Annotated in this window: 21 protein-coding genes; 8 read left to right on the plus strand and 13 right to left on the minus strand. The window is 45.0% G+C overall.

Features of this window, described 5'->3' with window-relative positions:
* Window positions 1–4: 4 nt before the first annotated feature.
* Genes ACHUFN_RS04185 through ACHUFN_RS04195 form a run of 3 tightly spaced genes read left to right on the plus strand, consistent with a single transcriptional unit; the run spans window position 5 to window position 3,269 of the window.
* On the plus strand, window positions 5–1,270 hold the full coding sequence (locus tag ACHUFN_RS04185; protein WP_394221061.1) for an NAD(P)/FAD-dependent oxidoreductase: 1,266 nt from the start codon (window positions 5–7) through the stop codon (window positions 1,268–1,270).
* Window positions 1,267–2,010: a DUF1365 domain-containing protein gene (locus ACHUFN_RS04190; protein ID WP_394221062.1), complete on the plus strand. Its 744-nt coding sequence runs from the start codon at window positions 1,267–1,269 to the stop codon at window positions 2,008–2,010. The genes ACHUFN_RS04185 and ACHUFN_RS04190 overlap by 4 nt, the downstream gene beginning before the upstream one ends.
* Window positions 2,011–2,012: 2 nt before the next feature.
* On the plus strand, window positions 2,013–3,269 hold the full coding sequence (locus tag ACHUFN_RS04195; protein WP_394221063.1) for a class I SAM-dependent methyltransferase: 1,257 nt from the start codon (window positions 2,013–2,015) through the stop codon (window positions 3,267–3,269).
* Between the two features lie 100 nt (window positions 3,270–3,369).
* On the opposite strand, the gene ACHUFN_RS04200 is transcribed toward ACHUFN_RS04195, so the two are convergent.
* Complete coding sequence (locus ACHUFN_RS04200; RefSeq protein WP_394221064.1) at window positions 3,370–4,299, minus strand: flagellar motor protein MotB; 930 nt, start codon at window positions 4,297–4,299, stop codon at window positions 3,370–3,372.
* Window positions 4,299–5,060 (minus strand): flagellar motor protein PomA, encoded by a 762-nt coding sequence (gene pomA, locus ACHUFN_RS04205; protein ID WP_394221065.1) that lies wholly within the window; start codon window positions 5,058–5,060, stop codon window positions 4,299–4,301. Before pomA ends, ACHUFN_RS04200 begins: the two co-directional genes overlap by 1 nt.
* A 393-nt stretch (window positions 5,061–5,453) precedes the next feature.
* Between pomA and xseB the strand changes: the two genes are divergently transcribed.
* Genes xseB through dxs form a run of 3 tightly spaced genes read left to right on the plus strand, consistent with a single transcriptional unit; the run spans window position 5,454 to window position 8,529 of the window.
* Window positions 5,454–5,696: an exodeoxyribonuclease VII small subunit gene (xseB, locus tag ACHUFN_RS04210; protein WP_394221066.1), complete on the plus strand. Its 243-nt coding sequence runs from the start codon at window positions 5,454–5,456 to the stop codon at window positions 5,694–5,696.
* Window positions 5,697–5,725: 29 nt separating this feature from the next.
* A complete protein-coding gene (locus tag ACHUFN_RS04215) occupies window positions 5,726–6,616 on the plus strand; it encodes a farnesyl diphosphate synthase (RefSeq protein ID WP_394221067.1) in 891 nt (296 codons plus the stop codon).
* 32 nt (window positions 6,617–6,648) lie between these two features.
* A complete protein-coding gene (gene dxs / locus ACHUFN_RS04220; RefSeq protein WP_394221068.1) occupies window positions 6,649–8,529 on the plus strand; it encodes a 1-deoxy-D-xylulose-5-phosphate synthase in 1,881 nt (626 codons plus the stop codon).
* Window positions 8,530–8,650: 121 nt separating this feature from the next.
* Here the strand turns inward: dxs and ACHUFN_RS04225 are convergent, their stop codons facing one another.
* From ACHUFN_RS04225 to lpxD, 10 genes are all read right to left on the minus strand, one after another.
* Window positions 8,651–9,151, minus strand: coding sequence for a phosphatidylglycerophosphatase A family protein (locus ACHUFN_RS04225; RefSeq protein WP_394221069.1), 501 nt, complete (start codon window positions 9,149–9,151; stop codon window positions 8,651–8,653).
* A gap of 39 nt (window positions 9,152–9,190) precedes the next feature.
* Window positions 9,191–10,156: a thiamine-phosphate kinase gene (gene thiL, locus ACHUFN_RS04230; protein WP_394221070.1), complete on the minus strand. Its 966-nt coding sequence runs from the start codon at window positions 10,154–10,156 to the stop codon at window positions 9,191–9,193.
* Between the two features lie 48 nt (window positions 10,157–10,204).
* Window positions 10,205–10,627, minus strand: a complete 423-nt coding sequence (nusB, locus tag ACHUFN_RS04235; RefSeq protein WP_014979773.1) for a transcription antitermination factor NusB — start codon at window positions 10,625–10,627, stop codon at window positions 10,205–10,207.
* Window positions 10,628–10,639: 12 nt separating this feature from the next.
* Window positions 10,640–11,113 (minus strand): 6,7-dimethyl-8-ribityllumazine synthase, encoded by a 474-nt coding sequence (gene ribH / locus ACHUFN_RS04240; protein WP_394221071.1) that lies wholly within the window; start codon window positions 11,111–11,113, stop codon window positions 10,640–10,642.
* Between the two features lie 295 nt (window positions 11,114–11,408).
* Entirely contained in the window at window positions 11,409–12,509 is a 1,101-nt protein-coding gene (gene ribBA / locus ACHUFN_RS04245) for a bifunctional 3,4-dihydroxy-2-butanone-4-phosphate synthase/GTP cyclohydrolase II (protein ID WP_394221072.1), read from the minus strand.
* A gap of 20 nt (window positions 12,510–12,529) precedes the next feature.
* Entirely contained in the window at window positions 12,530–13,192 is a 663-nt protein-coding gene (locus ACHUFN_RS04250) for a riboflavin synthase (RefSeq protein ID WP_394221073.1), read from the minus strand.
* Window positions 13,193–13,212: 20 nt separating this feature from the next.
* A complete protein-coding gene (gene ribD, locus ACHUFN_RS04255) occupies window positions 13,213–14,352 on the minus strand; it encodes a bifunctional diaminohydroxyphosphoribosylaminopyrimidine deaminase/5-amino-6-(5-phosphoribosylamino)uracil reductase RibD (RefSeq protein WP_394221074.1) in 1,140 nt (379 codons plus the stop codon).
* 56 nt (window positions 14,353–14,408) lie between these two features.
* Window positions 14,409–14,858: a transcriptional regulator NrdR gene (nrdR, locus tag ACHUFN_RS04260; protein ID WP_012517538.1), complete on the minus strand. Its 450-nt coding sequence runs from the start codon at window positions 14,856–14,858 to the stop codon at window positions 14,409–14,411.
* A gap of 98 nt (window positions 14,859–14,956) precedes the next feature.
* Window positions 14,957–16,213, minus strand: coding sequence for a serine hydroxymethyltransferase (glyA, locus tag ACHUFN_RS04265; RefSeq protein ID WP_394221075.1), 1,257 nt, complete (start codon window positions 16,211–16,213; stop codon window positions 14,957–14,959).
* A gap of 154 nt (window positions 16,214–16,367) precedes the next feature.
* Entirely contained in the window at window positions 16,368–17,396 is a 1,029-nt protein-coding gene (lpxD, locus tag ACHUFN_RS04270) for a UDP-3-O-(3-hydroxymyristoyl)glucosamine N-acyltransferase (RefSeq protein WP_394221076.1), read from the minus strand.
* A gap of 392 nt (window positions 17,397–17,788) precedes the next feature.
* On the opposite strand from lpxD, the gene ettA reads away from it, so the two are divergent.
* Both ettA and ACHUFN_RS04280 read left to right on the plus strand, forming a co-directional pair.
* On the plus strand, window positions 17,789–19,456 hold the full coding sequence (ettA, locus tag ACHUFN_RS04275; RefSeq protein WP_394221077.1) for an energy-dependent translational throttle protein EttA: 1,668 nt from the start codon (window positions 17,789–17,791) through the stop codon (window positions 19,454–19,456).
* Between the two features lie 156 nt (window positions 19,457–19,612).
* Window positions 19,613–20,020: a PilZ domain-containing protein gene (locus ACHUFN_RS04280; RefSeq protein WP_394221078.1), complete on the plus strand. Its 408-nt coding sequence runs from the start codon at window positions 19,613–19,615 to the stop codon at window positions 20,018–20,020.
* Between the two features lie 140 nt (window positions 20,021–20,160).
* Here ACHUFN_RS04280 and radA read toward each other — a convergent pair whose 3' ends face one another.
* A complete protein-coding gene (gene radA / locus ACHUFN_RS04285) occupies window positions 20,161–21,528 on the minus strand; it encodes a DNA repair protein RadA (protein WP_394221079.1) in 1,368 nt (455 codons plus the stop codon).
* Between the last annotated feature and the right edge of the window lie 68 nt (window positions 21,529–21,596).

A 21,596-nucleotide genomic window follows, 5' to 3' on the forward strand; every position in this document is an offset into this window, starting at 1 on the left:
AAGCATGACAGATAAGATTGCCATTATAGGCACTGGTATTTCAGGATTAACGTGCGCGCACCTTCTTAACAAAAAAAATGATATTACCGTTTATGAAGCAAATGACTATATAGGTGGCCACACCGCAACAAAAGAAATCAGTGACGATGGAGAAGTGCATAACATAGACACAGGATTTATCGTTTTCAACGATTGGACCTATCCCAATTTTATCAAGCTCATAACTCAGTTGAATGTAGATTATCAGCCTACGGAAATGAGCTTTTCAGTAACAAGTAAAAAAGCAAACCTCGAGTATAACGGCAATAATTTAAACAGCTTGTTTGCTCAAAGACGAAATATCCTTCGCCCTAAATTTTGGCGAATCGTCAAAGACATACTTACGTTTAACAAAGCGTGTAAAACCATGGTGGCTGAGAAACGCGATACTGCAGCACTGACTTTAGAAGACATTATTAAAGAGCTTAATCTAAGCGATGACTTCGCTCGCTATTACATTCTTCCGATGTGCGCGGCTATTTGGTCGAGCAGTTTAGAGCAGACTCGGAAATTTCCACTGACATTCTTTCTTCAGTTTTTTAACAATCACGGTTTGCTGAATATCACTGACAGACCCCAATGGTACACCATCAAAGGCGGCTCGAGTCAGTATATTCCCCCTTTAATTGAACCTTTTAAATCAAAAATTAAGCTATCGACACCAGTGACGTCTGTAGTTAAAAATGAAACAAATTGGACAGTCATTGACGCGCTCGGCGAAAGTGCCCAATACGATCATGTAGTTTTTGCTTGCCACAGCGACCAAGCATTAAAAATGCTTCACTCTCCTACGCCGCTACATAAGGATATTCTAGGCAACATTCCTTACGCAGAAAACGATGTGGTTATGCACAAAGATATATCTCAACTTCCTAAGAGAAAGCTGGCTTGGGCAAGTTGGAATTACAGGCTTAAGGAAGATGCGAGTGAAGAATCGCGTCCGGCGTCTGTTACCTACAATATGAATATCCTTCAAAGACTAGACGCGAAAAATACATACAGTGTTACGTTAAACAACACTGCAGAAATTGATAACGATAAGGTGTTACGCACTTATCAATATGCACATCCTCAATACAGTGCAGAAATGGTAAAGGCACAAAGCAGACGAAGCGAAATCTGCGGAGTAGACAATCTACATTTTTGCGGGGCATATTGGTATAACGGTTTCCATGAAGATGGTGTTACCAGTGCGCTTGACGTGTGTGCTCGATTTGGTGAGTCGCTGTGATTGAAAGCGCTATTTATAAAGGTAAGGTGTATCACCAGCGGTTTAAGCCTACTCAGCACCAGTTCGACTACGACATATATCTGTTCTGGCTAAAACTAGAAGATAATGAGTTAGCGACCTTGTCCAAAACTCTAACGTATTTTTCATCCGAGAAGAAAGCCAGAGTGCGTTTTAAGCGCGAAGACTATTTGGGCGATGCCTCTCTCTCCTTACGTGAAGCCGTGATCAATAGAATGACTGAATTGAACGGCAACAGAACGCTTGAGGGAGATGTGTTTATGCTTGGGCAACTAAGAATGTGGGGCTTGTATTTTAGTCCAGTTAACTTTTATTACCTTCGCAATTCTGAGGGTAAATTTACTCACATGCTTGCTGAAGTCAGTAATACGCCTTGGAATGAACGACATCACTATCTCGTCAATTTAGATACACAAGACGACACGCCGAAGGCTTTTCACGTATCGCCGTTTAACCCAATGGATATGACCTACAAATGGTCGATTTCGCAGCCTTCGTCTACACTTTCCTTGGCAATGGATTGCGTGAGAGAGGATAAAGAATTCAGTGCAGGCATAAACTTAACCAGATTTTGTTTAGACGATGCGAATCTATCTGCCGCACTAAAACGTATACCCAGTATGACAATAAAAACAATGGCAGGAATTTATTGGCACGCGCTCAAATTACTGCTGAAACGAACGCCACTTTATACACATCCAGAAAAGAGTCAGGAACAATAACAATGTCTTTCGGTGAATCTGTACTATTGACCACCTCAGAGGTCTCTTTTGTAGATAAAGCTTGTAGAACACTATTTTTACAATGCTTAAAAAAATTACCATTTGGTCGCTTAACCATTCAAGAAAATGGTGACGAAATAGCCCGTTTTGGAGCACAAGACGAAGAATTACGCGCAAATGTCAACATTAAAGATGTTAAAGCTTATCGCCGCTTACTGCTTGGTGGAAGTGTGGGAGCGGGTGAAGCTTACATGGACGGCTTGTGGGACAGCGATGATGTAACCGCTGTGGTGAGAATATTTGCCCGAAATTTACCCACGCTTGATGAGTGGGAAAACAAGTTTAAATGGGTAACCATGCCTGTTAATAAGCTGCAACACTTTGCAAGACGAAACACGAAAGACCAAGCTAAGCGCAATATTGAAGCGCACTATGACCTAGGCAACAAGCTTTATACCCGCTTTCTCGATAATACCATGATGTACTCGTCAGCCATTTACCCTGACGATAATTCATCACTCAATGAAGCCCAAAATTACAAGCTTAAAGCTATTTGTGACAAACTACAGCTAAACGAAAGCGATCACCTCCTTGAAATTGGCACAGGTTGGGGCGGGCTTGCTGTTTATGCAGCCAAGCACTACGGCTGCCGCGTTACCACTACGACTATATCAGAAGAGCAACATGCCTGGGCAAAAGACTGGATTATTCGTGAAGGGCTTGAACACAACATTACGCTGCTTAAGAAAGACTATCGAATGCTCGATGGAAAATACGACAAGCTGGTGTCTATCGAAATGATTGAAGCGGTGGGTAAGCAGTTTTTAGGTAATTTCTTTGAAAAATGTTCATCGCTTTTGAAAGATGAAGGCCTAATGCTTCTGCAATCAATCACCATTGATGATAGACGTTACGATAGTTACTCAAACAGCGTCGACTTCATTCAAAAATACATCTTTCCAGGCGGTTTTTTGCCCTCTCAGCATCAGCTTAATGCCCACCTTAAAAAGTATACCAACATGATGATTCGTGACTTACATGACATTGGTATTGACTATGCGAAGACCTTAAACCACTGGTACGAAGCGTTTATTTCAGCGAAAGACGAATTACTCAATGATGGATACGACGAACGCTTTATGCGCATGTGGACGTACTACTTAAAGTATTGTGAAGGTGGTTTTTTGGAGAGGACAATCAGCACGGTACAGCTGGTTATTTCAAAGCCCCATTTTAGAGATGAACTGGCGCGTGTTTAACGTTTGAAGGCAAGATAATCTTCACAGTTTAGGAACAAAAAACGGCGTTTAATAAACGCCGTTTTTATGTTGTCAATAAAGTGATTAGGAAACAAGTCCCCTACTCGTCTACTACCGAAATAGGTTTTGAAAGCATGGGCTTTCCTTGGTTGATATTAATTTCAACACGACGATTCTTAGCCCTATCGGCAGCCACTGTTGCATTTTCCACAATGGGGTCAGTATCGGCTTTTCCGACAACAGACATACGGCTTTCGTCAAAGCCAGGCGCCTTACGCATAGCTTCAGCGACAGCAACAGCACGCTGTGCAGATAAGTCCCAATTTGAACGATAAAGCTCATTGGCGATATGCTGCCCATCGCTATGACCAGATATTTCTATTTCACCAGGTACGTCTGCCAACAGTGTTCCAATTTTACGTAATATTGGTTGGAACTGTGGCTGCAGGAATGCAGACCCCGCAGAAAAAGAACCATTTTCACGAATGCGAATAGTGAGTTGCTGACCGAGCGACTCCATCTCAATCGACCCGTCTAAAATCTGTTTCTGTAGCTGCTGAGCAACTTTCTTCATTAATTCAGCCGTTTGTGATTGATCTGTGCTTTCCTGCGCAGACGATGACGAGTCGGTTGCCGTTTGTTGAGCTTGACCACCCCGTTGTTCACCACGCTGCCGCTGACGACCGCCAGCAGAATCTTCGTCTCCAGCTTGAAACTCAAGCATTTGTTGCGTCATTTCGATGGTCTGTTGCTGTATCGTTTCAATTGGCGTTGGGTCGGGTTTACCAGGCCTGAACTCCATAGCAATAACACTGGTCCCTTTGGGGATGTCTTTCACTTCTATCTTGTTTTGCACGCCGAACGCGAACTTCATCGAGCCTGCAATTTGCTTAAACTTCAACACGTCCATTTCAGAAAAAGCGAGCAGCAAAACGAAGAAACACATCAGCAACGACATCAAATCAGCGAATGTCCCCATCCAAGCGGGAAGGCCTTCGGGAGGACATTTTGGGCATTCTTCTTCAGCCATTATTCTTCCTCGGCAGACCCACGTTTACTTGCAGCTAAATAGTTTTTCAATATTCCCTCGATAACACGAGGATTTTGTCCATCTGCAATACCGACTATGCCGTCTAGCACCAAACTTTGATTAAGCTTTTCTTCTGCTGCTCTATTCGCTAATTTTGCTGCAATAGGCAGACAAACAACGTTGGCCAAAAAGGCACCGTACAAAGTAGTCAAAAGGGCTACCGCCATTGCAGGTCCAATCGCCTTTGGGTCATCCATGTTTGAAAGCATAGCTACTAGACCAATAAGCGTTCCAATCATTCCCATCGCAGGCGCAACATCACCCATGCCTTTGAAAATCGACACACCGAAATCGTGTCTGTCGGTGGTCATAGAAATATCTTTCGCTAAGGTTTCTCGCACAACTTCAATATCGTGTCCATCAACCAGCATATCGACGCCCTTTTGCATGAACTCGTTTGAAATCTCAGCCTCTTCCAAGGCTAGGAAACCACCTTTGCGCGCAGCATCGGCCATTTCTACTATCTTCTCGATAAGCTCCTCTGGCGTATCGATTTTAAACATAAATGCTTTACCGGCTACTTTGCCTGCACCAAAAAACTGCCCAAGAGTAAATTGAGAAAGGACAACAAACAAAGTACCACCAAATACGATTAAGGTTGACGGCACGTCGACAAACATACTCATGCTGCCGCCCAACATCATTGCCATCACAACAAAACCGATGGCGCCCAACATACCTATGACGGTTGCTAAATCCACTCACTCTTCCCCATTTATGCGCAGTCAGTGCTATTAATATTCAAATATTCTATCGGCAAAGGATAGAAATACTAAAACGACATTATTGAAAAATATCACATTTATTTCTAGTTAATGATGTATGTGTTGCCTCTTCAATTATTCGTCACTGTTTTTTCGAAAATTTTTTACACGTGATAATAATGTAAAGCGGCCCTAAAAATTCAACAAAAACCTAATCGTGTACTGCAACGAATATAGCATAATTTAATTTTGACATATTGCTTGTACTGAATGAAAAAAAGCCGAAGTTACTGTGATATAGACGATATACAGACAAACCATTTGACCCCTGTGCGACCCTCGGTTAATGTGCGCGGTATATGTATTTTGGCCAATAATTTGAGTGTTTTTATGACGACAGAAAAAGCATCAGCGTCTTTTGAAGAAACTTTATCAGAACTAGAAGCTATCGTTAACGAAATGGAAAACGGTGATCTGCCTCTTAATAAAGCACTAGAGAAGTTTGAGCGCGGCATTGCGCTTTCTCGACAAGGCCAACAGTCCCTTGAAAATGCTGAACAAAAAGTAAAAATTCTGCTCAGTGAACAAGGTGAAGACACGCTTCAAACTCTTCCTGAAAGTGAACAGCCTTAACTTGTTCATTGTTAACTAACAGGCTATTTATGAATTTTTCTGCTTTGCATCAGCAAGTTAAACAACAAACTGATGCATCTCTTCTTACATTAATTGACGATTTACCCGATTACGCACCGCGCCTAAAGGATGCCATGCGCCACGCCTTGCTTGCCGGCGGTAAGCGTATGCGCCCGCTTCTGGTTCAGGTAGTAGGCAATACGTTAGATGTGCCTAAAAAAGACCAAATGGCCATTAGTATGGCAATTGAATGCGTTCATGCTTATTCGTTAGTTCACGATGACTTGCCAGCAATGGACGATGATGACCTGCGCCGCGGTATGCCCACGTGTCACATTGCCTTTGACGAGGCCACCGCGATACTTGCAGGGGACGCACTTCAAGCACTTGCATTTAGTGTTCTTGCCGACGCTCCTCTTAGCAGCTTTGCTGAAACTAAACGCAGCCAATTGCTTTCAGTGCTTGCTAAAAGCGCAGGTTACGTAGGCATGTGTGGAGGTCAGGCGATTGATTTGGCCAGTACTGGCAAAACTATTTCTCTAGAAGAGCTTAAACAGCTTCATAGGCTTAAAACTGGTGCACTTTTAAAAGCCTGTGTAGAGATGGTGGCAATAGTCAGCGAAGGTTTACTTCCTCAAACTAAAATTGACTTACTGGCCTATGCCGCGGATATTGGACTAGCTTTTCAAGTTCAAGACGACATTTTAGACGTGGAAGGCAGCAGTGAAAAGTTAGGAAAACCTGCCGGGTCTGACCAAGCGCTAGGAAAAAACACGTTTCCAGCAAAACTGGGAATAAACGGTGCGAAGCAAGAATTAGAAATGCTTCACAATAATGCACTTCAAGCACTGGCGCGTTTACCCTACAATACTGATAGTTTAATTGCGTTTAGCGAGCTTTTGGTAAAACGCGACCATTAGCCACGCGCCATGTTGAAAAAGATAATAAGTACATGAGTTTAGATCTCCAACATTACCCAACGCTTGCGCTTGCGCAAACACCCGACAAATTGAGGCAGCTGCCTCAAGAGAAATTACGCGAACTCGCCGATGAGTTGCGTGAGTACTTACTTAACAGTGTAAGTCAAACCAGTGGCCACTTTGCGTCTGGTTTGGGCACCGTAGAGCTTACTGTGGCACTACACTATGTTTACGAAACACCATTTGATCGCTTGTTGTGGGATGTGGGCCATCAAGCTTACCCACACAAAATACTGACTGGCCGCGCTGAGCGCATGAGCACTATTCGCCAGAAAAACGGTTTACACCCCTTTCCTTGGCCACCAGAGAGTGATTATGACACCTTTGCAGTGGGTCATTCCTCTACATCAATTAGTGCTGGCTTAGGCATGGCGGTAGCTGCCGAGAAAGAAGGCAAAAACAGAAAGGTTGTTGCAGTCATTGGCGATGGCGCCATGACGGCAGGCATGGCGTTTGAAGCGCTTAACCATGCTGGTGATATTAAAAAGGACATGGTTGTGGTGCTAAACGACAACGAAATGTCTATTTCTGAGAACGTGGGAGCCTTAAACAGCCACCTTGCCCGTTTGCTTACAGGCAACTTTTTCAATTCAATTCGCGATGGTGGCAAAAAGCTGCTAAGCAATGTGCCACCCATTAAAGAGTTTGCTAGCCGTGCTGAAGAGCATATTAAAGGCATGGTGGTGCCAGGCACTATTTTTGAAGAGCTAGGCTTTAACTATATTGGCCCTATTGACGGTCATGATGTAAACGGTGTGGTTGATACACTTCGGAATATGCGCAAGTTCGACGGCCCTCAGCTGCTTCACGTAGTCACCAAAAAAGGTAAAGGCTACGCGGTTGCAGAAGAAGACCCTATTAAGTTTCACGCAGTTCCAAAGTTTAACCCTGCGGACAATGCTTTGCCGAAGTCTAAGCCTTCTGCGCCAACTTATTCGGCCATTTTTGGTCAATGGTTGTGTGATATGGCAGCGCAAGACCCTAAATTAATGGCCGTTACGCCTGCCATGCGAGAAGGGTCAGGCATGGTAGAATTTTCGCAGCGCTTCCCTGAACAGTACTTCGACGTTGCGATTGCAGAACAACACGCTGTTACCTTTGGTGCTGGCCTTGCTAAAGACGGTATGAATGCAGTTGTTGCTATTTATTCGTCATTCTTACAGCGAGCTTACGACCAGCTAATACACGACGTAGCCATTCAAGACTTACCTGTATTATTTGCTATTGATAGAGCAGGTATTGTTGGCGCCGACGGCCCTACTCACCAAGGCGCGTTTGATATCGCTTTCCTTCGCTGTATTCCGAATATGGTTGTAATGGCCCCCTCTGATGAGAATGAGTGCCGCCAAATGCTCTACACTGGCCATAAGCTACAAAAGCCAGCAGCAGTGCGCTACCCTCGCGGTGCAGGTATGGGCGTAACCCCAGATGAAGCCATGACAGAGCTTGAAATTGGTAAATCACGTACATGCCGTGAAGCATCTAAAGATAAGTCTGAAAACGTTGCTATTCTAAACTTTGGCTGCTTATTACCTTATGCGCTTGAGGCCGCAGAGGCCATTGACGCAACCGTTATCGACATGCGCTTTATTAAGCCATTAGACGGCGAAGCCGTGTTAAAAGCGGCTAGTGAACACAGTGCGCTTATTACCCTTGAAGACGGCTGCATTATGGGCGGTGCAGGCAGCGCCGTACTTGAACATTTGCAACAAAACGGCGTGCTAAAAACCGTGAAGATGCTAGGCCTACCAGATAGCTTTATACTGCAAGGTACGCAGCAAGAAATGTACAAAGAACATGGCTTAGATACACAAGGAGTTATTGCAGCAGCTAACGTTTTATTAGGTAAATAACGTACTTTTACATTCGTGCTAAAGAAAGACAAAAAAGCCCGCGTAAAGCGGGCTTTTTATTTTATTAAGCGTTACACGCATCCTAGCTTGTTGCGCTTATACTCAGTGTGTGTTTTAAACGTTACAACAAAGCCAGTGCCGCTGGCCAAAATACCATTAACAAGTGAAGGCATCCGCAGGCCATCGCCCCAGCGATAAGATCGTCGAGCATAATGCCTGTGCCGCCGTGTAAGCGCTTATCAATAACACCTATTGGCCATGGCTTTAAAATGTCGAAAAGCCTGAATAGAACAAATCCGATTAACAATGACGATGCCGAAATCGGAACAAACAGAAAGGTCGCAAACATCCCAGCAATTTCATCCCACACGATAGACCCGTGATCGTGAACCTGCATATCGTCAGCAGTCTTACCACAAAGGTAAATGCCTACTACAGAAAAAATAAGCGTAAGTGCAATGAAAGAAATAACAGATACTTGGCTACACGCTACAAGTAACGGCAATGCAGCGAGCGAACCAAATGTACCTGGCATAAAAGGAATGAGGCCGCTGCCAAATCCTAGCGCTAGAAAATGAACCGGATTTTTCATACTTACTCTAGCGCGAAATTCAGCCTGCATGTGCGTTCCTTCAATTTGCTTTTAAGCAGTGTTTTTAACTTAAAATGAGTGCTCGTAACCTGACGCTGTAACAGGCGTATACTTTTCATTATTTTTTAACAATGAAAGCGTTCCGTTATGCCCTGTTAACTGCCCTATGCAAGTCGCTTTTACGTTTGTGCTTGCCAGTGATGTCTCAAGGCTTCCACGTTGCTCTTCACTTACGGTGAAAATAAGCTCGTAATCGTCGCCTGCTGACAGCGCATATTCAATAGCCTGCTCTTGCGACACAGCACTTGTTAGAGCGCGTGATAGCGGTAAACGCTCAACGTGAACGTTTGCACCACACTGAGAGGCTTTCAAGATGTGACCTAAATCGGAGATTAAACCGTCTGAGATATCAATACACGATGTCGCAATTCGGCGAATTGCCGTACCAACTGCTACTCTAGGCGTAGGGAAATAGTGGCGATTCACCAAAACATCTTTTGCTTCACCTGATACGCTCAGTTTTTCTTGAAGAATGTCTAAGCCAGCGCCAGCGTCACCAAGTGTGCCCGTGACATAAAGCCAGTCACCGGGTTTTGCACCACCGCGCGTTAGTTCAGAGCCTGGCGGTATAAAGCCTTGCGCAGTAATGGTCATAGCCATTGGGCCTTTAACGGTATCGCCGCCGATAAGCTGCACAGAGTAATATTGTGTAAGCTCGTGAAGGCCAGTAACGAAATCATCCAGCCATGCTTCGTCGACTTCTGGAAGAGACAAAGATAGGCTTATCCATGCGGGTTCAGCCCCCATTGCGGCAAGGTCGCTTAAATTAACTGCTACTGTTTTGTACGCTACAGACTTTGCTGGTGCATCTTTTAAGAAGTGCACGCCTTCTACAAGGGTGTCTGTAGTAACGGCTAGCTGCTGGTTTTCAGGAACTGTTGTTACAGCACAGTCATCACCTATACCAATAACAACGTCTTTACGTTTGTGGCCGCTGTTTGAAAAGTAGCGGCCGATAAGATCAAATTCTTTCACGGTAATTTTTAAACCCTTTTAGCGGCAATCCATGCCACTACAGTAAGGTTAGTCGCGCTCATCTTTGCGCAACGTACGCACTGCTTTATCTAATGCGCCATTAATAAATTTATGACTTTCTTCAGCACCGAATGCTTTAGCAAGTTCAATCGCTTCATTAATGATTACGCGGTAAGGTACGTCAATGCGCTCCGTCAGTTCCAGCGTCGCGATGCGCAAGATAGCTTTTTCAATAGCATCTAACTCTTCTGGCAAACGGCCAAGGTAAGGCTTAATCGTGGCATCAAGGTTACTTGCGTTGTGTGCAACACCGCGAAGCAAGGCTTGAAAATACGCCATGTCTACCTTTTGCATGTCGTTACTGGTCGCTAGCGCCAGTTCAACTTGCTGAATATCGTTGTGACTCATTTGCCATGAATACACGCCTTGCAAGGCGAGTTCACGGGCTTTACGACGAGCTGAAACTTTCACTTAATGTATACCTTAAAGCTTTTCAACAGCATCGATAACGTTAACCATTTCAAGCGCGCCAAGGGCTGCTTCAGCACCTTTATTACCCGCTTTGGTTCCAGAACGCTCGATAGCTTGTTCAATTGAATCTGTTGTGATTACGCCAAATGATAGGGGGATCCCATACTCAAGCGATACTTGCGCAAGACCTTTATTACATTCGCCTGCTACAAAATCAAAGTGTGGTGTGCCACCACGAATAACCGCACCTAATGCGATGATGGCGTCAAATGACTTTTTCTCAGCTAATTTCTTAGCAACAACAGGCAACTCGTAAGCTCCAGGCACACGTACTAGCGTGATATCGTCATCACTCACTTCACCGTGACGCTCTAGCGTGTCTAACGCACCTTCTAGTAAGCTTTCAACAACAAAGCTATTAAAGCGTGATACAACGATAGCAAACTTCTTACCGGTTGCTCTGATATTACCTTCAATTACCTGCATGGATTCATTCCTCGAGAAAAAACGGCGCGAAGTATACCACAACTGCGCCCAAACTAAATCGATTGTTTCTTTAACTTACATTCGTACTTTTGACTTAAGCTGATTGGGGCAACAACCTCGGTTGTGAACACGCGGTAAATACATCCCTGTACGCTCCACCACCGCATCCATGCGGTGGAGGGTTCAAAACCGAGCCTACTGCCCCACTCTAGTTCACCAAACCTTCACGATAAACTTACTCTTTGTACGCGTTAACGCATTTGATGCACCTTAACAAAGAGCCAGTAAGCAAGCATTAGTCGTGCACATACTCCACCACTTCAAGGCCGTAACCTGAAAGTGCGTGGTATTTAATTGGCTTACTAAGCAAGCGCATTTTATGTACGCCCATTGATGCAAGAATTTGGCTACCTACACCTATCGTACGCGATGAGCCCTGCCAATCTGCCCCCGCAGGTCGCTCACCTCTGTCTTCTGCAGCAAAACGGCGAACTTGGTGCTCGATGTGCTCTTCTTTGCCCAGTAGAACAAGTACACCGCCTTCTTCCGCTATTTTTCGCATGCCATCGGCAAGTGTCATTGAGCGATGAATACCGCGAGTAGAGCCAAGAAGATCACTAAATGTGTTGTGAAGGTGAACACGCACTAACGTTGGTTCGTCTTCCTTTATCTCACCTTTTTTAAGTGCAAAATGCAGCTGATTATCGATGCTGTCTTTAAATGTATGCAGCTCAAAATCGCCATATTCTGTTGGCATATTGCACTGCGCTACTTTCTCAATGGTTGTTTCATTAAGATTGCGATATTCAATCAAATCAGCAATGGTCCCGATTTTCAAATCGTGCTTTTGCGCAAACTTTTCCAATTCAGAACGACGGGCCATGGTGCCGTCTTCATTAAGGATCTCAACAATGACACCCGCCGGCTCTAAGCCTGCTAAACGGGGTAAATCTACGCCAGCTTCAGTGTGCCCAGCACGGTTAAGTACACCGCCATCTTTAGCAATAAGTGGGAAGATATGGCCAGGCTGCACAATGTCTGTCGCTTTCGCGTCTTTTGCTACCGCTGCTTTAATTGTTGTAGCGCGGTCAGCGGCAGAAATACCTGTAGTAACGCCCGTTGCTGCTTCAATTGAAACGGTAAAGTTGGTAGAAAACTGTGCTTCGTTTTTATCCACCATTAACGGCAAGTTTAACCGGCGGCAGCGGTCTTGAGTCATGGGTAAACACACCAAACCACGGGCATGGGTGACCATAAAATTAATCGCTTCAGGCGTAACGTGCTCGGCAGCCATTATAAGGTCGCCTTCGTTTTCCCTGTCTTCATCATCCATCAAAATAACCATTTTACCTTGACGGATATCTTCAATTATTTCTTGTGTAGTGTTAAATGCCATGTCGTGTGCTTCTTGTAGGGTTATTTTTTTAAAAATCCGTTCTCGGCTAGAAATGCCATATCAATGCCTTTGCTCTTCGGCTCGGCGGCTTTATCACCCAGCATTAGGCGCTCTAGATAGCGTGCAATAACATCAACCTCTAAGTTAACCGCTGTGCCTACTTTGTAGCTTCCCATTATCGTTTCTTGCAACGTATGAGGGATGATCCAAAGCATAAACTCTGCGCCGTTTACTTCATTAACGGTTAAACTTATACCATCAACAGTAATGCTGCCCTTGTGAGCAATGTATTTCGCCAACGCTTCAGGCGCTTTTACCCAAAACTCAACGTAATCTGAGTGCTTAATAATTTGAGTGACTTCACCCACGCCATCAACGTGGCCTGACACAATGTGTCCTCCCAAACGGTCACTGGGGCGCATCGCTTTTTCTAAGTTTACCGTAGAGCCTGCGCTGTAATGTGCAAAGCCTGTTAGTTTAATGGTTTCAGCCGAAACATCTGCGCAGTAATAATCATCGCCCATGTCTGTCACTGTTAAGCAAACTCCATTGGTCGCAATACTGTCGCCAAGCGCTACATCCGACATATCAAGTGTAGGAGATGAAACCGTAAGGCGAATATCATTGCCGCGGTTGTCGAGCTTTTTAATTGTACCTAGCGCTTGAATAATTCCAGTAAACATAAATTTCCTCTTTGATCGCGTTAACCAAGGGTCTTGGCAACACTAGGACGGAAGATAAGTTTAATATCGTTCCCGACCTGACGATTTTCAATAAGTGAAAGCGAAATAGATTGATTTAAAGCAGTAAATGCAGGCAAATTAACCATACTGATGCCTTTATCACCTAAAAGCTTGGGCGCTTGATAACAAATAAGCTCATCCACCAGCCCCTCATTAAGTAATGCTCCAGCCAAACCTGGACCGGCCTCAACCCATACCTCGTTATATTGCTTATCGCCTAGTGCCGACATAAGCGCATGTAAATCTAGCTTTCCGTCTTTTTCATCTAGCTGAAGGTATTGCTGAGTTGCAGTATCTGGATGAGTGACAGATGTAGCGGTAAGCGTGACATTACCATCGTTAAATAGTGTAAAGTCGCGCTCGAGTCTGCTTTTATTATCTACGACCACCCGCGCAGGCTGTCGTATTTGCTCTAGTGGATAGTCATCAAATTGCGCTTCTTTTTCTCGTACTAACAAGCTAGGATTATCGGCTTCAACCGTACCTGAGCCCGTTAACACCACACAACTTTGTGCGCGATAATGTTGCACATCGCGTCTAGCCTCAGGCCCTGTTATCCATTGACTTACCCCATTTTGTAAGGCAATTTTCCCATCTACACTAATACCCAACTTCACGCGAACAAAGGGTTTGCCAGTTAGCATGCGTTTAATGAAACCAGGGTTAAGTGCTGCCGCTTCTGCAGCCATTACTTCGCTAACCACTTCAATGCCCGCCTCTTGCAATATACTTATACCTTTGCCACAAACGTTTGGGTTAGGGTCTGTCATAGCAATGACAACGCGAGACACTTGTGCTTTAACCAACGCTAGTGCGCAAGGTGGAGTTCGGCCGAAATGACTACAAGGCTCTAGGGTCACATAGGCAGTTGCCCTCTTCGCCCCTTCAGCGCGAGCACTAGCAGCTTGTTTAAGTGCGTGTACCTCGGCATGAGGAGTGCCTGCCTGAATATGATAACCTTGGCCTAATAATTGGTTGTTTTCATCAATTATGACGCAGCCAACGCGGGGGTTCGGTGAAGTGGTAAAGCGCCCTTTTTGGGCAAGTTGAATGGCCTTTGCCATCCAGAAATAGTCATTTTTAACCGTAGCGTGATTCACTTGGATTCCTGTTGTAGCCCTAAGTGTTTGCGTAAAGGGTCGTGGGTTTTATTAGGCTAATCCCCCAGTCGTGCAATCTCTTCCCCAAATTCACGAATATCTTCGAAGGAACGATAAACAGATGCGAACCGAACATAGGCGACTTTATCGAGTTCTTTGAGCGCTTTCATAATCAAGTTGCCCAGCAATTCACTGCTGACTTCACGCTCGCCAGTGGCTCGCAGCTGTGATTTGAGCGAAAGAATGCATTGCTCAACTTTTTCCGTGCTAACAGGCCGCTTTTCTAACGCGCGTTGAAGGCCTGCACGTAATTTGTCTTCATTGAAAGGTTCTCGCGAACCATCGCGTTTAATAACGCGGGGCATCACAAGTTCCGCACTTTCAAATGTAGTGAATCGCTCGTGACACACCATGCATTCACGGCGTCTACGCACCTGTTGCCCTTCTGCAACCAAACGAGAATCAATAACTTTTGTTTCTTGTTCTGAACAAAACGGGCAAAACATGAATAATCCTTAAATATTGCGTACTTAGGTCGTTAAAACAAACCTAGACTAACTAGTCCAGCATTAGTACCAAAGTACGCAATAAAACACAAACCTATTTACTTATAAACAGGGAATTGTGCGCAAAGTGCAACCACTTCATCTTGAACACGCTTGATAACAGACTCATCGCCCATGTTATCTAAGATGTCACAAATCCACGTTGCAACCTGCTGCGCTTGCTCTTCTTTAAAACCACGGCGAGTAATAGCCGGGCTACCAATACGAAGACCACTGGTTACAAATGGAGAGCGCGGGTCATTAGGTACTGAGTTTTTGTTAACCGTAATGTTCGCAGCACCTAATGCTGCGTCAGCGTCTTTACCCGTAATATCTTTGTCGATTAGGTCAAGAAGGAATAAGTGGTTATCGGTACCGCCAGACACGATTTTATAACCGCGTTCTTGCATTACTGACACCATGGCTTTTGCATTTGCCACTACCTGCTGCTGATAAACTTTGAACTCAGGCTGTAGTGCTTCTTTGAATGCAACCGCTTTAGCTGCAATCACGTGGCAAAGAGGGCCACCTTGGTTCCCTGGGAAAACAGAGCTATTTAGCTTTTTGTAAATCGCTTCGTCGCCGCATGAAGAAAGGATTAAACCACTGCGCGGACCTGCAAGGGTTTTATGGGTAGTAGTTGTTACCACGTGAGCGTGAGGAAGAGGGTTTGGATAAACACCCGCTGCAACTAGACCTGCCACGTGCGCCATATCAACTAGCAAGTATGCGCCAACGCTATCTGCGATTTCGCGGAATTTAGCCCAATCAACAATGCCTGAATACGCTGAGAAGCCGCCAATAATCATTTTCGGCTTGTGTTCTTTAGCTAGCGCTTCAACCTGCGCGTAATCAATTTCGCCTGTTTCTTTGTTCAAACCGTACTGAACCGCGTTGTAGGTTTTACCAGAGAAGTTTACGTGCGAACCGTGCGTAAGGTGACCACCTTCAGAAAGGCTCATACCTAGTACCGTATCGCCTGCGTCAAGTAACGCCATAAAAACAGCTGAGTTTGCTTGAGAGCCTGCGTGTGGTTGAACGTTTGCGTAGTCTGCACCGAAAAGTGCTTTTGCACGGTCGATAGCAAGCTGTTCAACAACATCTACATGTTCACAACCACCGTAATAACGCTTGCCTGGATAGCCTTCAGCATACTTGTTCGTAAGCTGCGAACCCTGGGCTTCCATAACACGTGGGCTACAGTAGTTCTCAGAGGCAATTAGCTCGATGTGATGTTCTTGACGCTCTACCTCTTTCGCCATTGCGTTGGCTAATTCTGGATCGAAGTCAGCAATATTCATTTCGCGAGAAAACATGGGGGCTCCTTAACTGCGGTTTTTATATGGCATTACGCACCGAATGCTCAAATTCGAGCCATATTCTAGTCATTTTCGGGTAGTTGTATACCGCTTTATCACCAAATTAATACAAATGGCGTAGGTTTAACGAAATACCTACGCTAGCGTGAGATCAGACCTGTTTTTCAAGGGCTTTAACTCGGTCAAACAAGCTGCCAATTTTGGCAAGACGAACCGTATTTTTGCGCCAATCACGATTAGTTTGTGCAGGCTGACCTGATGAATAAACGCCAGGCTCTGTGATATCTTGGACAATCATGGTGTAACCTGTAACCTGAACGTTGTCACAAATACTGATGTGGCCGTTAATCCCTACTCCACCACCAATGATGACGTGTTTGCCAATATGACAGCTACCAGCAATGCCAGTTGCGCCACAAATACAAGAGTGGTCGCCAATAATACAGTTGTGGCCTATTTGTACTTGGTTGTCGATAATAACGTTGGTGCCTAGCACTGTATCTTCCATAGCGCCGCGATCAATACTGCTGCTTGCACCTATTTGGCTGTCGTCGCCAATGCGGACTGTACCCGTTTGAGGAATAGGGATCCATACACCTTTGTCATTCGCATAACCAAAGCCCGCCGCACCGATAACCGTTTGACTATGAATAGTAACGCGCTTACCAATGATCACATCGTGATAAATGGTCACATTGGGGTGAATAGTACAGCCTTCTCCAATTTGCGTGCCTTTGCGAATTACCGAATTTGCCCCCACAGTCACTCTGTCGCCTAACACCACGTTCTCTTCAATGATTACGTTGTGACCCAGTGATACGTCGCTGCCAATTCGCGCAGATGGTGCTATTACAGCTGACTCAGCAATACCTGTTGCTACCGCTGGGGTGGTATCAAATAATTGAGCAATAAGTGCAAATGCAGCGTGAGGGTTGCTAACAACCAGTGCTGGTGTAGGACATTCGCCTTTCAAACTTTCATGCAGAATAACCGCACCTGCTTTGGTATCTTTTAATTGGGGTTTGTACTTTGGGTTGGTAAGAAAAGAAATTTGGTGCGACGCCGCCCCCGATAGAGTGCCCACTGCAGAAATGGTCACGCTTCCCTCTCCCTGCACTTCCCCACCAACATGTTTAGCAAGTTCGTCCAAACTGTATGTGCGTTTATTCATAGCGGTCATCTTTATTACCTGTTCAAAAATATGAATAGTAGTGAGTTAAACGTACTCAGATCTTTTCGGTTAATTGTAGAAAGCTCACAAGTACTTGATTACTCATTCTTATGAAAGCGAGTTTACCTTAAAACTACGCGTCAACCGACGCCTTAATCAATCTTTTTACCATGAGCGCTCAAAATATCACCAAACGCCGATTCAGCTACCGTTTGTGACAAGGACCTGTTGACCTTTACTGTACATCAAAGGTCAACAGGCCCTAGCATAAACTACCCTGTTACGAGTAGAATACGCCACCAGTTATGGCATGTTGAACTATACTGGCGTCTTAAGTACGTTAGAGTTCAACACAGCTTACACCTTTTTATTTTTCACCGCTTTTTCAGCGAGGATAGAGCATGGCTCAATACGTTTACAGTATGCATCGCGTGGGGAAAATCGTCCCACCAAACAGACACATTCTTAAAAATATCTCACTAAGCTTTTTCCCGGGCGCCAAAATTGGCGTGCTAGGTCTAAACGGCGCAGGTAAATCAACCTTACTTCGCATTATGGCAGGCGTTGATACCGATATTGAAGGTGAAGCGCGCCCTCAACCAGGGCTTAAAGTGGGCTACCTGCCGCAGGAACCACAGCTTGATGAAAGCAAAGATGTTCGCGGCAACATTGAAGAAGCGGTTGCAGATGTTAAGCATGCGCTAACTCGTCTTGATGAAGTATACGCAGCCTACGCAGAAGCAGATGCCGATTTTGATGCCCTGGCAAAAGAACAAGGCGAGCTAGAAGCCATCATTCAAGCGAAAGACGGGCACAACCTCGAAAATGCCCTAGAGCGTGCCGCTGATGCGCTTCGCCTTCCGGCTTGGGATGCTGATGTAAGCAAACTTTCTGGTGGTGAGCGTCGCCGAGTAGCATTGTGCCGTTTGCTTTTAGAAAAACCTGAAATGTTGCTTCTTGACGAACCAACCAACCACTTGGATGCAGAATCAGTAGCTTGGCTTGAGCGTTTCCTTCACGACTATGAAGGCACCGTGGTAGCTATTACCCACGATAGATACTTCCTAGATAACGTGGCAGGATGGATATTAGAACTAGACCGTGGTGAAGGTATTCCATGGGAAGGTAACTACTCGTCATGGTTAGAGCAAAAAGAAAACCGTCTAGAGCAAGAAGAGCGAACTGAAACTGCGCGAATGAAGAGCATGAAGCAGGAACTTGAGTGGGTACGCTCAAATCCGAAAGGCCGTCATGCTAAGAGTAAAGCGCGTATGGCTCGTTTTGAAGAGTTGTCGACTAGCGATTACCAAAAGCGTAACGAAACCAACGAGCTATTCATTCCACCAGGTGAACGCTTAGGTGACAAGGTTATTGAAGTAAGTAATCTTAAGAAATCTTATGGCGATCGCTTACTCATCGACGATTTAACCTTTAAGGTACCGAAAGGCGCAATTGTAGGTATTGTTGGCCCAAACGGTGCGGGTAAATCGACCTTGTTCAGAATGCTTACCGGCGCTGAGCAACCTGATTCTGGTACCATTGACTTGGGTGAAACTGTACAAATAGCTGCGGTTGAACAGTTCCGTGACCACATGAATGAAAACAACACAGTGTGGAAAGAAATTTCTGACGAACAAGACATCATTCGCATTGGTAACTTTGAGATAAACAGCCGCGCGTACTGCAGCCGTTTCAACTTTAAAGGCACCGACCAACAGAAGTTCATTAAAGACTTGTCAGGTGGTGAGCGTAACCGTGTTCATCTAGCCAAACTGCTAAAAGCGGGCGGCAACGTGTTGCTACTGGATGAGCCAACCAATGACCTAGACGTTGAAACGCTTCGAGCACTCGAAAACGCCTTATTGGAATTCCCGGGCTGTGCCATGGTTATCTCGCACGACCGTTGGTTCCTTGACCGTGTTGCTACACACATCATGGACTACCGCGACGAAGGCAACATTAACTTCTTTGAAGGCAATTATTCAGACTACGAAAGCTGGTTGAAGCAAGAATTTGGACAGGATGTGGTTGAGCCACACCGTCTAAAATACAAGCGCATGTCTAAATAACATCAAACTGGCAGATTGAGACCTTCTCTATCTTGCCAGCTTGTTTTAAGGGTCAATATTCCTATATTGGCCCTTTTTTATTTCTAGTCTTTTGATTGCGAACGGACGTAAATTAGCCAATACTGTCAGCGTAAACGAACACTAGGTATTCGAGCAATGACAGATAAGCGCCAATTTCAACGGGTGTCACTGAATGTAAACGGCACGCTAGCACATAACGAACATAATATTGATGTAATAGTGAGCGACGTATCGCTTCAGGGCATTAAGCTTCAAGCAACAGAAGAAGCCTTGTCTAACCTGCCTTTCGATAGCCACGACCCGTACTCCGCCACTTTTCAAGCGAATGAAGATAGCCCAGTTATTACACTGCACATTTCTCAATTGTATCGTCATGCTGACAGTCGAAAGGATTGCGTTTCTCTTGGCTGCAAAGTAGAAAGCATGGATGTAGACAGCATCAGTGCCCTTCGCCGTTTAATTGCTTTAAACAGCGACGACGCCAGTATTGATGAGAAAGACTTAAATGCTTTGGTCAACGCGGTGTACCAAGCTCCTCATTAGTGTTGTTGGAGCTTGGATGTTAGTCAATTAACACGCACGCCGTAAATTTTATTAGCACTATCAAGCCAACCAATAGACACGGCTAGGCATGCGTTTGTTTCCTGCTATTTTAACAACGTTAGCACAGTTGATTTTCCGTATTACTCTAGTGCATCTAGCGCTTCAGACAATCGCGCCACAGGGACGACTTTCATACCATTAATTGGCTGTTTAGGCGCATTGGCTTTTGGTACTATTGCTCGTTTAAAACCGTGCTTTGCAGCCTCAATGATACGTTCTGTACCATTAGGAACCGGGCGAATTTCACCAGCAAGGCCTACCTCGCCGAACACAATCAAATCCCTTGGCAACGAGCGATTTCTAAAGCTTGAAATCATTGCCAGTAACAAAGCTAAGTCTGCGCTAGTTTCTGAAACACGTACACCACCCACTACGTTTACAAATACGTCTTGGTCATTCATTTGTACATTGCCATGACGATGCAGTACCGCCAAAAGCATAGATAAGCGATTTTGATCAAGTCCAACAGCAATTCTGCGTGGGTTAGACATTTGCGAATAATCGACCAGTGCTTGAATTTCTACAAGTAGAGGGCGTGTTCCCTCCCAAATAACCATGACGCTTGAGCCCGGAGTTTCGTTATCACCACGGCTTAAAAATATCGCAGACGGGTTGCTGACCTCTTTTAACCCTTTTTCGGTCATAGCGAACACGCCAAGCTCATTAACGGCTCCGAAGCGATTTTTATGGCTTCGTAACGTGCGGTAGCGACCATCACTTTCCCCATCTAGCATCATTGAGCTGTCAATGCAGTGCTCTAGAACTTTGGGGCCAGCTAGGTTACCGTCTTTAGTTACGTGCCCAACAATAAACATGGCAATGTGGTTTTGTTTAGCGAAACGCGTTAGGTATGCGGCACTTTCCCTTACTTGCGATACGCTACCTGGCGCCGATTGAACATCAGCCACATGCATCACTTGAATAGAGTCGATAACCATGATTTTAGGCTTTTTAGTTAGCGCTAAATCACAGATAGTTTCCACATTGGTTTCGGCCAACATCATCAACTTATCGTCTGGAAGACCCAAGCGCTTAGCGCGCATCGCCACTTGTTGAAGCGACTCCTCCCCCGTTACGTAAAGGGCAGTTTCATGCTGCGCCATCTGACACATTACTTGCAATAGCAACGTACTTTTACCCGCACCGGGAGACCCACCTATCAACATTGCAGCACCAGGCACAATTCCCCCACCTAATACTCTATCGAGCTCTTTAAAAGTGGATGAAAAACGCGGCAATGATTCTAAGTCTATCGCGTTTAAGGTTTCGATTTTGGCAGCCGTTTGCCCTGCATACCCAGACGTTGTTTGGCGAGTAGTACTTTTTGCACTTGCTACAACAAACTCACTTATTGTGTTCCACGCTTTACATTCTGAACATTGCCCTTGCCAGCGAGGAAACTCTGCCCCACAGTCAGAACACACATAAGCAGTTTTACGTTTTGCCATATTCCAGTTTTATCCCATGCCTAAAAAGAGTATTCTAACACTTAACAACAGTGAATTAAGCACAAACC

Source organism: Alteromonas gracilis (assembly GCF_043642145.1).
Classification (GTDB): domain Bacteria; phylum Pseudomonadota; class Gammaproteobacteria; order Enterobacterales; family Alteromonadaceae; genus Alteromonas; species Alteromonas gracilis_B.

Excerpts from the sequence above, each read along its gene's own strand:
- ACHUFN_RS04185 (WP_394221061.1), top strand. The coding sequence starts at position 5 with ATGACAGATAAGATTGCCATTATAGGCACTGGTATTTCAGGATTAACG.
- ACHUFN_RS04195 (WP_394221063.1), top strand. The coding sequence starts at position 2,013 with ATGTCTTTCGGTGAATCTGTACTATTGACCACCTCAGAGGTCTCTTTT.
- ACHUFN_RS04200 (WP_394221064.1), bottom strand. The coding sequence starts at position 4,299 with ATGGCTGAAGAAGAATGCCCAAAATGTCCTCCCGAAGGCCTTCCCGCT.
- xseB (WP_394221066.1), top strand. The coding sequence starts at position 5,454 with ATGACGACAGAAAAAGCATCAGCGTCTTTTGAAGAAACTTTATCAGAA.
- ACHUFN_RS04215 (WP_394221067.1), top strand. The coding sequence starts at position 5,726 with ATGAATTTTTCTGCTTTGCATCAGCAAGTTAAACAACAAACTGATGCA.
- dxs (WP_394221068.1), top strand. The coding sequence starts at position 6,649 with ATGAGTTTAGATCTCCAACATTACCCAACGCTTGCGCTTGCGCAAACA.
- ACHUFN_RS04225 (WP_394221069.1), bottom strand. The coding sequence starts at position 9,151 with ATGCAGGCTGAATTTCGCGCTAGAGTAAGTATGAAAAATCCGGTTCAT.
- ribH (WP_394221071.1), bottom strand. The coding sequence starts at position 11,113 with ATGCAGGTAATTGAAGGTAATATCAGAGCAACCGGTAAGAAGTTTGCT.
- ribBA (WP_394221072.1), bottom strand. The coding sequence starts at position 12,509 with ATGGCATTTAACACTACACAAGAAATAATTGAAGATATCCGTCAAGGT.
- ACHUFN_RS04250 (WP_394221073.1), bottom strand. The coding sequence starts at position 13,192 with ATGTTTACTGGAATTATTCAAGCGCTAGGTACAATTAAAAAGCTCGAC.
- nrdR (WP_012517538.1), bottom strand. The coding sequence starts at position 14,858 with ATGTTTTGCCCGTTTTGTTCAGAACAAGAAACAAAAGTTATTGATTCT.
- glyA (WP_394221075.1), bottom strand. The coding sequence starts at position 16,213 with ATGTTTTCTCGCGAAATGAATATTGCTGACTTCGATCCAGAATTAGCC.
- lpxD (WP_394221076.1), bottom strand. The coding sequence starts at position 17,396 with ATGACCGCTATGAATAAACGCACATACAGTTTGGACGAACTTGCTAAA.
- ettA (WP_394221077.1), top strand. The coding sequence starts at position 17,789 with ATGGCTCAATACGTTTACAGTATGCATCGCGTGGGGAAAATCGTCCCA.
- ACHUFN_RS04280 (WP_394221078.1), top strand. The coding sequence starts at position 19,613 with ATGACAGATAAGCGCCAATTTCAACGGGTGTCACTGAATGTAAACGGC.
- radA (WP_394221079.1), bottom strand. The coding sequence starts at position 21,528 with ATGGCAAAACGTAAAACTGCTTATGTGTGTTCTGACTGTGGGGCAGAG.